General features: G+C 67.4%; 6 protein-coding genes and 1 pseudogene. 5 read left to right on the plus strand and 2 right to left on the minus strand.

All coding sequences use genetic code 11. From position 1 onward, the window contains the following. The first annotated feature begins 409 nt into the window (after positions 1-409). Positions 410-1,528 (plus strand): tyrosine-type recombinase/integrase, encoded by a 1,119-nt coding sequence (locus tag GA0115254_RS34870; protein WP_093899261.1) that lies wholly within the window; start codon positions 410-412, stop codon positions 1,526-1,528. Between the two features lie 243 nt (positions 1,529-1,771). Here GA0115254_RS34870 and GA0115254_RS34875 read toward each other — a convergent pair whose 3' ends face one another. After that, positions 1,772-2,497: a dienelactone hydrolase family protein gene (locus tag GA0115254_RS34875; RefSeq protein WP_093899262.1), complete on the minus strand. Its 726-nt coding sequence runs from the start codon at positions 2,495-2,497 to the stop codon at positions 1,772-1,774. Positions 2,498-2,758: 261 nt separating this feature from the next. Here GA0115254_RS34875 and GA0115254_RS34880 point away from each other — a divergent pair, with 261 nt between their 5' ends. The 4 genes and pseudogenes from GA0115254_RS34880 to GA0115254_RS34895 all read left to right on the plus strand — a co-directional run bounded on the left by GA0115254_RS34880 (position 2,759) and on the right by GA0115254_RS34895 (position 7,414). Next, the gene (locus GA0115254_RS34880; RefSeq protein WP_093899263.1) at positions 2,759-3,670 is read left to right on the plus strand and encodes a recombinase family protein; all 912 of its coding nucleotides are present in this window, start codon (positions 2,759-2,761) and stop codon (positions 3,668-3,670) included. Positions 3,671-3,868: 198 nt separating this feature from the next. Next, the gene (locus GA0115254_RS34885) at positions 3,869-5,113 is read left to right on the plus strand and encodes a lipase family protein (protein WP_256102938.1); all 1,245 of its coding nucleotides are present in this window, start codon (positions 3,869-3,871) and stop codon (positions 5,111-5,113) included. Between the two features lie 262 nt (positions 5,114-5,375). Continuing rightward, positions 5,376-5,749: pseudogene (locus tag GA0115254_RS44915) on the plus strand (transposase); the annotation flags it as partial. A gap of 183 nt (positions 5,750-5,932) precedes the next feature. Further along, complete coding sequence (locus GA0115254_RS34895; protein ID WP_370740996.1) at positions 5,933-7,414, plus strand: YVTN family beta-propeller repeat protein; 1,482 nt, start codon at positions 5,933-5,935, stop codon at positions 7,412-7,414. A 982-nt stretch (positions 7,415-8,396) separates the two neighbouring features. On the opposite strand, the gene GA0115254_RS34900 is transcribed toward GA0115254_RS34895, so the two are convergent. Then, positions 8,397-9,320, minus strand: a complete 924-nt coding sequence (locus tag GA0115254_RS34900) for a hypothetical protein (protein ID WP_093899267.1) — start codon at positions 9,318-9,320, stop codon at positions 8,397-8,399. Positions 9,321-9,819: the final 499 nt, after the last annotated feature.

Consider the following 9,819-nt stretch of genomic DNA (forward strand, 5'->3'; position numbering starts at 1 on the left):
AACGGACCCCATTCAAGACACGGCCTGCTCATCAGTCAGAAAATCCACCGGCACGAGGGGACCGTAGCCAGCACCGCTACCCGCCAGACGATCTTTCCGCGAACCCGAACGGAGCCGTCGACCGGCGTGCTAACCGACGTGATCATTCTCAGCGCCAACGGCTGTACCGATGTTCCTACCGACGCCAATTGCATCGAATGCGAGTACGCGACACCCGTCCTGGAGGCGGGCCCGGGACCGCGCGGAAACGCCCCCATCAGGGACGTTGGCCGCGGAAGCACGGTAGCGGTTACGGAACTGAGTGTCCGCGGGCCTCACTCCATCAAGCGATTGAACTGCGAAGACGCTCCCGAGTCGCATCTGCTGCGAAATTCTCGCGTCAGATGCGATAGACGGAGAGTGATGGCGGATGGGTGGGGACGGCCTCGTTCCAGGGTCTGCTCGGCTGCACCTGATCGACGGTCTGCCGCTGCTGCGGCCGGACGAGCAAGTCTTCGAGGCGATGATCAAGGGTTGGCGCAACCAACAGCTCGCGCGCAATCTCTCGCCGGGATACGTCAACGACCAGGAGCGCACGGTCCGCCCCTTCACCCGGCACGCCGACGCGATGCCGTGGCAGTGGACGCCACAGCACGTGGACGAATGGTCGGCCGATCTTCGGGCCGTGCACGGCTGCGTCCGTTCCACTCTGCGCAACTACCAGGGTTCCGTGCGCCAGTTCTGCGACTTTCTGACTAACCCCGCCTATGGCTGGAGCGACGAGTGCCTACGGCACTTCGGGACCCATCCCGTCCAGGTGGTCTACGACTGGAACGCCGCGACACACGCCGACGAAGCCGAGGGCGAGCCGGAACGCCGGGCCTTCACCAGGCCCGAGCTGGAAGCGTTCTTCGACCACGCCGACGAGGAAGTCCTGCGCGTCCGCGGCAAGGGCCGCAAGGGCTGGTTGCCCGCCTTCCGGGACGCCGCCTTGTTCAAGACCGCGTACGCCTACGGCCTGCGCCGCAACGAGACCCGGATGTTGGATCTCACCGACTTCGGCCGCAACCCGGAGGGCCGGGAGTTCGGCGAGTACGGCACCCTGCTCGTCCGCTACGGCAAGGCCAAGAAGGGCTCGCCGCCTAAGCGCCGCAGCGTGCTGACCGTCTGGCACTGGACACCCGGCACGATTGAGGAATGGATCAGCGAGGTGCGTCCCGGGTTGCGGCACTCAACCAGCCGGGCCCTCTGGCCATCCGAGCGAGGCCCGCGAATCGGACTCCAGCGGTTGGACTCCCGCTTCGCCGCCTACAGGGACGCCGTCGGCCTGGACCCCGCGCTGGAGTTCCACTCGCTGCGCAGGTCCTACATCACCCACCTGATCGAGGATGGCCACGACCCGCTGTTCGTCCAACAGCAGGTCGGCCACGACCACGCCTCCACCACCGCGATCTACACCTGCGTCTCCTCCGACTTCCGAACCCGCTCTCTGCGACGCGTCCTGGACGCCACCATCGAGGCCGCTCTGCGGCCGGGAAGGACTTCCTGAACTACCTGCTGGAGATGGACCGGCCCAACGACAAGACAGCCACCCGCCTGGTCACCGAGGCTGGAGGAACCTGGAGCCGATACGCCCCCGGCGACCACACACGGTGATTGCGCCTGAACTCGGTTCGCCGCTCCACATGCTCGCGAGATCAGTCGTCTGGCGGAAACTCGTGGTCCAGAAGCTGTAGTACCTCCTGCTGCCGCCGATGAAATCCGGGCAGCAGGGGCTGCACGAGGGCGTGGATCAATCCGTGACGGGCAGGCACTCGGCGAGCAGGTCGACGACGTCGCGCCAGGCTCGCTGTGCGTGCCGTGGGTGGTAGCCGACGCCGGGACGCACGGTGTGGTCGACCGGCGGGTGGTGGAAGGCGTGCAGGGCTCCGCCGTAGACCGCGAGGCGCCAGTCGACGCCTGCGGCCTGCATCTCAGCGGTGAACGCGTTCCGTTGCGCGGGCGGCATGATCGGGTCTTCCGACCCGACCCCGGCCCACACGGGGCAGCGAATGCGCGCCGCCTCGCCCGGTCGGCCCGTGGTCAGTGCGTTGACTGTCCCAATCGCGCGCAGGTCGACGCCATCGCGACCGAGTTCCAGTGCGACCGCGCCCCCGGTGCCGTAGCCGATGGCGGCGGTCCGGTCGGGGTCGGCCCGTGGTTCGGCACGCAACACGTCGAGTGCAGCGTGACCGATTCCTCGCATCCGGTCGGGGTCGGCGAGCAGCGGCATGCAACGGGCCAACATTTCCTCTGGGTCTTCCAAATAGCGTCCGCCGTGGAGGTCGAAGGCCAGCGCCACGTACCCCAGCTCGGCCAGAGCCTCGGCCCGGCGGCGCTCGACATCGCTGAGCCCTATCCCCTCGGGTCCGATCAGGACTGCGGGCCGGCGCTCGGCACCGGCCGGGAGCGCGAGGTATCCGATCATCGTCAGGTTGTCGGCCGGGTATTCGACCGTACGGGTTGTGATCGTCGTCATGCGACTGGACGGTAATGGCCGTTGCGCCCGCTCGGGATGGTGTTCACCGATGGCAGACAGCAGTCTGTCCCGACTACATCACCCGGACGCGTCGACCGCCTGTCGGCAAACGATCGAATGAAGACAGGCGCGGCGGACGTCCAATGAACCCAGGCTTTCCGGGGCCCGACAGCGGCGCCGATCCGATCAGATCCGATGGCAGATGATGACAGGGTTTGCTGACAGCTAGGGTCGAATGCGACCACCACAACGGGGAGCGGCATGGCCAACCTGGTCTACAAGCGGGTGTCGACCGACCAGCAGTCAACCAACCGTCAGAACCTCGTCCTTCACGAGGCCGGGATCGAGGACTCGGTCGTCTTCGAGGAGGAACCCGGCACCTCCAGCCGCCTCCACCCGCTGGAACGGCCGAAGTTCGGCGAGCTGCTGACGTACGCGCGGCCGGGCGACACGGTGCACATCTCCGAGATGTTCCGCCTGGTGCGCGGCACCGGGCACATCCTCGACGTGCTCGACATCCTCCACCGCGACCAGGTCGCCCTGCGCATCCACGACGGGGCGTTCTCCGCGATGGACCTCACCGCCCGCCACCCGCGCACCGGAGAACTGCTGTCCACGGTGAAGTTCATGGTGCAGACCCTCGCCGCCGCCGGCGAACTCCAGCGCGACCTCCAGCGCGAACTCACCTACGACGGGCTGCGGGCCGCAGAGGCCAAGGGCAACAAGGGCGGGCGCCGCCCCGCCGTCCCGGCCGACAAGACCGACGCCGTGCGCACCGCGTACCTGGAAGGCCGCTCCATCGCCGCCCTGTCCCGCGAACAGGCAGTCAGCCGCGGCGCCGTCCGCACGGCCGTCGCCGACCTCCTGCCCGAGCGCACCGCCGCCGGCCGCGAGGACACCCCGGCTCCGGAGCTGCCGGTCCTCCTCGACATGCCGCGCAAGGTCGCCGATTTCCTCCGCACGGCCGACCTGGAGCCCGCAGAGCGCGCCGCGCTCGACCAGGGTGCGACCGTACGGCGCGGCCAGGGCTACACCCTGCGCTTCAGCGCCATCCCGGCGGTACGCCGCCAGCTTCTTGACCGCTGCCAGCCGCTCGACAACGCCGCGGCGATCCCGGCACAGCGCAAGGCCCGCCGCGAGTACGCGAACCGCGTCAGCAACCTCGGGCAGTAACCGAGATCATCCCATGGCCCCTTTTGGGCTCACCTCGGCGATACCCCTATCCAGTCGAAGCACATGTGCCAGGTGGCTGTTCGTCGGCCTGCGGAGGAGCCAGGCGACCTGACTCTTGCGGAGCGTAGGGAAAACCCCCTGCCGAGGCGGGTGTTGGTCCCAATGCGTCGAGTGCGCCGGGAACGACAGAGTCCAGCCATGAACATTTCTCGGCTCCGTAGAAGCACAGTCAAGTCCGGTGTGCTCACCTTGGTGTGCGCCGTAGCCGCACTGGCGGCGACAGGGTGCGGCGCCCCTCAGAGCTCCTCCCCGTCTGCAGCCCTGGCCGATCAGCAGCAGCCCTCAGCACGCGGTGCGGTGGTCTCGTCGACCCCTGTGGTGGACCTGAACGCCAAGGAGGTCGCTGACCGCCTGGCGAAGACGGGTATCGATACGGCACAGATCCGCTACGGCGTACGGGCCCATCGGATCGTGTATCGCACCGTCGACATCACAGGCAGACCCACTACGGCCAGCGAGCTGGTCGCGATGCCGAGGAACGACGAACGCGACCTTCAGGTCGTGTCCTGGCTGCACGGCACCGAGGTGTACCGAGGCGAGGTGGCCTCGGTGAACGACGAGTCCACCGACCGGGCCACGGCGTTGCTGTTCGCCTCGACCGGCCGCGCGGTGTCCGCCCCGGACTACCTCGGCCTGGGCAAGGGCCCCGGATTCCATCCGTACGGGAACCCGGAGGCAACCGTCAGCGCCTCGGTGGATGCATTACGGGCAGCTCGTGCGTTCGCCCGCCGGGACGGCCACGACCTGGACCAGCGCGTCCTCATCAGCGGGTTCTCCCAGGGCGGACCCGCCACAATGATGGTCGGGCGAGCCCTGCAACAGAACATCGATCCGTACTTCCGCCCGGGCGCTCTCGCCCCGATTGCCGGCCCGTTCAATCTGAGCCGTTTCGAGGCTGCCGCGGCGGACGACAAGGTCGCCCGGTCATCGCTCTACCTGGCCTATTTCGCGACCGCGTGGCACCGGATGTACGGCCTGTACGACACGCCGGGCCAGGCGTTCCGCGCCCCGTACGACAAGACGGTGGAGTCACTGTTCGACGGCGACCACGAGGCGTCGGAGATTGCGGCCGCGCTGCCGACGACCTCGAAGGAACTGTTCACCGAAGAGTTCCTCCAGAAGGTGCGCACCCCCACGGGAGAGCTGCGACAGAAACTGAAGGCTCTGGACACCACCTGCGACTGGCGGCCCGAAGTCGCTGTACACCTCTTTCACGCCAGGGGCGACAAGGACGTCGCCTTTGCGAACTCCCTGCATTGCCAACGCCAGCTGACCGCCAACAACTCCGACCAACAGCTCACTGACATCGGCGATTTCGACCACTCCACGACGGTCCTCAAGGCCTTGCCCCAGGTGGTGCGCCAGTTCGACGCGGCCCGCTGAGTGCCCACAAACGGCCACGCCGCTGCTGGACCAGCATCGGCTTCACCGGAGAGCGCAGCAGCTGTCAGCCGGGGAAGGGGGTGGGCTTCGGGGCCCCGGGTCCGCCTGTGCGGGCGCTGCCCGGGCCGCGCGGCCGACGCAAGGGCGCGCATGGTCCAGCACAGCGAAGCCCACCTGGCCTGGTCACTCATCACCCTCTTTTCCCGCCGCCCGGGGCAAGAGCAGCTCTCAGGGCGTCCGCCAGTAGGCGGTGTCCGCTCGCCCCGCTACCCTCGACCGCTTCACCGCCCTGGAGACAGTCCTTGGGCCACTGCCCGAGCATCCGTGCCTCACCCTGGATGCCGGCTACGACTACCAGATCGCTCACGACGACCTGGCCGACAGGAAGATCACCGCCCGGATCGCCGAGCGCGGGGCGAAGCCCCGATCCAGACCGGCGGACGCTGGGTGGTAGAGCGCACGAACTCCTGGATGAACAACTTCGGCAAGCTCCGCCGCTGCACCGAACGGCGAAAGGATGCCGTCGAGTTCTTCATCGCCATGGCCAGCGCCATCATCACCATCCGCTGCCTGATCCGACGCGCCTGGACCCTCTACCGCTGGGACACCTGCCCTCGAAGCCCTCGCATCCGCTGACCTACTGGCGAACGCCCTTATCGGGCATGTTTCGTCAACGGGATCTACCGTGTCAAATTGCAGCAAACGCTTCACCGGCACCTAATCTGATCTGCGATCACACTGAGTGATTCGCGGCTTGGCGTCGGTGCCATGGATGTGGTCGCCGCAAGCCCGCCCACTGTTCCCTAACCGGAGGTGCCGGTGATCAGGCGCGAGAGAAAGCAGATTGGGCCACACCGCGGTCCGGGGCCCAAGAGCCGTGAGCGGTGCCTGTGGCCCTGGGCAGCGTGGCTGCGGGTCTGCATGGCGGGACTGGCAGTACTGGCAGGGCTGGCCTTGCCGGCTGTCGCCCCGTCCCCGGCCTGGGCCGTCACGAACGGCAACGCCTACGTCGCCAACTACACCGCCAGCTCGGTGACGGTGATCGACACCACCACCAACACCCCCATTACCACCATCGGTGTCGGAGCCAACCCCAATTCCATCGCCGTCACCCCGGACAACGCACACGTCTACGTCTCCAACCGCGGCAGCAACACGGTGTCAGTGATCGACACCACCACCAACAGCGTCAGCACCACTATCACCGGCTTCACCGGAAGCCTGCAGGGAATCGCGATCGCACCGGACGGTCTCCATGCCTACGTGATCACCTTTTCAGGCCTCGTGTACGTGATCGATACGACCACCAACGCGATCGTGGGCAGCCCCATCACCCTCGCCGGCGGCGCGGACCCCCGGTTCCTGGCGATCACTCCGGACAGCAAGTTCGTCTACGTCACCGAGCTGGGGCTCGGCCAGGTTCAGGTGATCGACACCACCAGCAACTCCATCACCACCACTATCACCGGCTTCACCCAGCCGACCGGTATCGCGATCACTCCGGACGGCCTGGACGCCTACGTCGCCGACTTCGGCACCAACACAGTGAGTGTGATCGATACGACCACGAACACCATCGTGGGCAGCCCCATCGCCGTCGGCCTCGCCCCGTACGGGCTGGCGATCACCCCAGACGGCACGCAGGTCTACGCCAGCAACGTCAACGACGGTACGGTGACGGCGATCGATACCAGCACCAACACCCCCACCGCCACCATCACCATTGGCGCCGGGTCCAGCAACTACAAGCTGGCGGTCACCCCGGACAGCACGCGCGTCTACGTCACGGACTTCACCACCAGCTCGGTGTCGGTGATCGATACCACCACCAACACCGTCAGCACCACCATCACAGGCATCACCAACCCGTTCGGAGACGCCATCGCGGCGAATGCGTCAGCGTCCCTGTCCATCGGCAAGAGCCACACCGGGCACTTCACGCAGGGACAGCGCGGCACCTACACCATCACCGTCGGCAACACCGGGCCCGGCCCGACCAACGGAAGCACCGTCACCGTCCACGACACACTGCCGACAGGACTCACCGCCACCCGCCTCACCGGCACCGGATGGAACTGCACCCGGTCCACCCTGACCTGCACCCGCAGCGACGTCCTGGCCGCCGGGAACAGCTACCCGCCCATCACACTCAGGGTGCACGTCTCCTGTACCGCCCCCTCCCAGCGCACCAACACCGTCACAGCCACCGGAGGCGGCGACAACACCACCCACACCGCCACCGATCCCACCACCGTTAGGCGCAGTGAACGCTGCCACCGGCACGAACACGACCGTTGGTGACGACACGACACCAGCCAGGCAGCCGACGCCCGACCCAAGAGGGCGGCTGACTCTCGATGAGGATTCGAGCGCCGACACTGCAGCACAGCATCGGCCATGGCATCCCTTGAGTCCTGGCTGGATGCTTCTCGGCGGCTCACCCGACCTGCTGATCTCGGTTCGTTCCTGAGACGGTAGGACGGCCGGTTCACCACCGGTGATCAGTTCTTCACCCCAGCACCCTGTACCCCGGATCAGCGTTCTGGCCCGGGGTACAGCCGTGTCATCACCAGGACTATCGGGAAGCGGCACGGGCCGCATGAGGCCCCTCTGGGCGGCCTCTTGCGCCCAGGAGCGCTGAACCGCGCCATGATGAAGGGCGTAAGACCGGCCGGCAAATGAGGGGCGGCGTCGCGGGGCTGGGCACGCGCATCTGCCGCGTTGTCGTCAATCACCATGGCTCCTTCCCCAAGCTCTCGTCTGCGCTCGAGCAGGGGAGACCCCATCTGTCTCAATCCTCCGCCTTGCAGCTGCACGCACCCAGCCCCGCTCCTTCTCCCACCCCCCATGTGCCGGTCGGTCTAAGTACCTGAGCCATGAAGGAAGTTCATCACGGTGCAGCCCCGAGTCGACAGACGACCAAGCGGAGAGTGCCTCCGAAACTTTGTCAGGAACGATCCTAGGTGCGCGGCCCTCCAAGCCGTCGCCGTGGCCGTACCTCTCATCGTGCGACCGTTTCGTGCGAATCAAACAGTTGTGGGATGGAGGGCCCTTCCCTTCTGCCAGGTGGCACAGGACAGCCATCTCATTCAATGGGTGGCCAGCCCCCTGATGCGCGTTCCAGTCGGCTGGCGGCCCGGCCCGCGTGCCGAGCTCACTGAAGTGATGGCGTAAGCGTCGGCTCGCGCTCGAAGAGGCGCGGGGCTCACCCCCGCAAACCCGATGGAGGTAGGGCTGGGGGTCCAGCATGGGTTTCGCTGCCGGGGCCCGGGGTGAGCATGGCTCAGAGTCTGTGGTCGATCTTCTTTTCCCGCATCAGTTTCTCCAGCTCTGTGTCCGACAGCGGGTGCAGAGTGTTCAGAAGGTGGCGTAGCCCGGGTTCCTCGAGGGTCTGGCTGGTGACCTCGGCCTCCGCGTTCCGGTGACGGCGGGTGAGGGTGACGGCGCGGCCGCCGCCGGGGATATCGCGGACCGTGCGCATCTCGCCGTGCGCGTCTACCGTGCAGGTCACGCCCTTCTCCACGAGCTCGGGGCATCGGGGTGTCGGCGTGAGCGGCGAGCGCACTGTGAGGCCCACGTACGCGAACCCGTCTTCGCGGACGGTGCGGTATTCGACGCTGAAGTAGGCGGGGCCGGCCTCGGCATGGGACACCCGCATGCCGGGCGGCGCAGCGCCCAGGTACAGCAGCTCCGGATGCTCCCGGTATCGCGCGACCTCCGCCTCGTGCTGGCGCTGCTGCGACTGCGCCGGGCCGACGAAGCCCCCGTAGGCCACCCCGGCCGCCAGCGCGGCCACCGCCCCCAGCCGCACCCACCGGCTCGGCACGAAGAACGCCGCGGCCACGGCATATGGCGCCCCCGTCAGCGCGATCCTGGTACTGGCGCTCCCCAGGTCGACGTCCCCACCGTAGGCGGCCAGACCTGCAAAGACGCCGAGCGTGCCGAGGACGAAGACCAGTACCGCCCAGCCGAGCCGCTGCGGCACGGAGCCGCACAGCGGCACCACGGTCCGCGCAGGTATGCCCGCCGTGGCCAGCAGGCCCACCGTCAGCGGCACACCCAACGCGAAGAGCGGCGCCGTCGCACCGGTCCCACCAGCCCAGGCCGTCACCAGTAGCCCGAAGCCGAGCGCCGGCACCGCGGCCGTCATCGTCGCCCAGACCAGGAAGAGATGCAGGGCCGTCAACACCCGTCCGCTACTCGTCATATTGCGGATCCTGTCAGCCGGCGTCCTGACGCACGTGAGTTCTCGTACTCAGCCCAGAACCCCGGTGCCAAGGGTCGGGCGGCGGGGTTCCACGGGCGTAGGACGGCTGTCGCAGCCAGGCCATGAGTGCATATTCGGCGAGTGTGAGTGTGATCAGGGGGACTTGGCCTTCGCGCGGATCCGGGCGCCGGTGGTGATGAAGGACGACCCCGCCGGGGTGCGGCAGGTGTTCGCCGCCGTCGACCACCCTCGCCGACGACCCGCGGCCCTACGGCGTGTTCGTCTACCGCGTGATGTACGAGATCAGCGACGAGCAGATCCGCATCAGCATGTCTGGGGTGGTCCGGGCTCCTGGTGGTTGATCACGAGGGGCCGAGATCGAAAATTTCCGGAGTGCCCGATTCCCCCATGGTCGGGCTCGGGTACTCCGCCCCTTCGGGATCAACATCATGTTGACAACAAGGTGTTGATGCGCTGAGGTGGTGTGGTGCCCCTCAGT

The sequence above is a fragment of the Streptomyces sp. Ncost-T10-10d genome (assembly GCF_900091955.1).
In the GTDB taxonomy this organism is placed as follows: Bacteria; Actinomycetota; Actinomycetes; order Streptomycetales; family Streptomycetaceae; genus Streptomyces.